Origin of the sequence: Desulforhopalus sp. IMCC35007, assembly GCF_005116575.1 — a bacterium.
In the GTDB taxonomy this organism is placed as follows: Bacteria; Desulfobacterota; Desulfobulbia; order Desulfobulbales; family Desulfocapsaceae; genus Desulforhopalus_A.
This window is the reverse complement of record NZ_SWCN01000068.1, coordinates 1-1510: the sequence shown is the minus strand read 5'-3', so window position 1 is coordinate 1510 and position 1510 is coordinate 1. Positions and strand designations below refer to the sequence as shown.

Annotated in this window: 1 protein-coding gene and 2 pseudogenes; 2 read left to right on the top strand and 1 reads right to left on the bottom strand. The window is 43.4% G+C overall.

What is annotated here, in order from left to right:
- Positions 1-256: pseudogene (locus FCL48_RS24620) on the bottom strand (transposase); the annotation flags it as partial.
- A gap of 234 nt (positions 257-490) precedes the next feature.
- Here FCL48_RS24620 and FCL48_RS24615 point away from each other — a divergent pair.
- Positions 491-670, top strand: a complete 180-nt coding sequence (locus FCL48_RS24615; protein ID WP_136876741.1) for a hypothetical protein — start codon at positions 491-493, stop codon at positions 668-670.
- A 548-nt stretch (positions 671-1218) separates the two neighbouring features.
- Positions 1219-1510, top strand: a pseudogene (locus FCL48_RS24610) (transposase); the annotation flags it as partial.

The window sequence follows — 1510 nt, the reverse complement described above, 5'->3', positions numbered from 1 at the left end:
GATCGAAAAGATAGGTAGCCCCATAGAAGCTGCGAGCCTGCCGGGTAATTGGTACTGGTCCCGGTTTGGCTTTTGCCACTACTTCAGCTGCCTTTCTTTTTCGTGTCGGCACAATCTTCTGTGTTTCCGGATCTACCCGCCCGATGCATTTACGTTTTGCCCGGGAATGTTGCTTCTCCTTATCCCAGAACGAAATCGAATCGTATGCATAGGTAACTCCAGTCTTCTTGTTCTTCTGATATACAATGGCTGCCATATACAACCCTCCTTTTTCTCGTTACAATAATATATATTGTAACGATGTTTATGCAAGGAAAATCGTATTATTTAACACATTATTATAGGGTTACTGTATTTTCATCGTTACACAATTCCGGGAACTCAGGATAAAGGCCTACCACATAACGCTTCATACATTCTTGATCAGTTGGAAAGGAACCATCCCGAATTAACAGAAGAGTATCTTTATAAGGGTCTTGGACCTCACCTTATGTATCTTGAAGCCCAATGCATGGCCAAGTTCATGAGGAGCATGCTAGATAAGGGCATTAAGTTCTATCCTATCTATGACTCTGTAAGAGTACCTATCTCCAAGAAAGATATAGCTCAGGAGGAACTGAAGAAGGCCTTTACGGTTAATGGGATTGAACCTGTGATACATGAGGAGTAATGGACTAGAGCCTAAGATGGATCTCTAGTGTCTCTAGAGACACTTCCTCTCATTATCCTAAGTAAGCCATCCAGCCTACCTATAGGCTAAAAGATAGGATACCCGAGATCCATGATATTATAGAAGCCTTCCTTGGACTGAAGTGTCTATGCTCCGTCTCTCTGATCACTAAACCACACAGGCCAACACACACAAGAGTAGGGAATATCCAATCGGCATATCCACTACTGCCTCCTCCATCGAGGTTATCTCCCCAGTGGTTAGCAGCACTCGCAGGTACTGAAGTTACGATTATAATAAGTACAATGAGTTGTCTCTTTATCATATGAGCTTAGTACCTCCTCCGTTTCTCGCCAGTACCTCCCCGTCTGTGCTTCATTAATACGATGGGGTCATTTTTTAGTGCGAGTCATGTACCCTGAGTTCCCGAAATTATGTAACGATAAGAATGCAGTAACTCTATAATAATGTGTGAGATAATACGATTTTCCTTGCCTAAATCATCGTTATAATGTGCACTATTGTAACGAGAAAAAGGAGGATTGTATATGGCAGCCATTGTATATCAGAAGAACAAGAAGACTGGAGTTACTTATGCATACGAGTCGATTTCGTTCTGGGATAAGGACAAGCAGCATTCCCGGGCAAAACGTAAATGCATTGGGCGCGTAGATCCTGAAACACAGAAGATTGTGCCGACACGAAAAAGAAAAGCAGCTGAAGTAGTGGCAAAAGCCAAACCGGGACCAGTACCAATTACCCGGCAGGCTCGCAGCTTCTATGGGGCTACCTATCTTTTCGATCAACTTGGAGAGGAAGTCGGGGTGACAGAGGATCTGA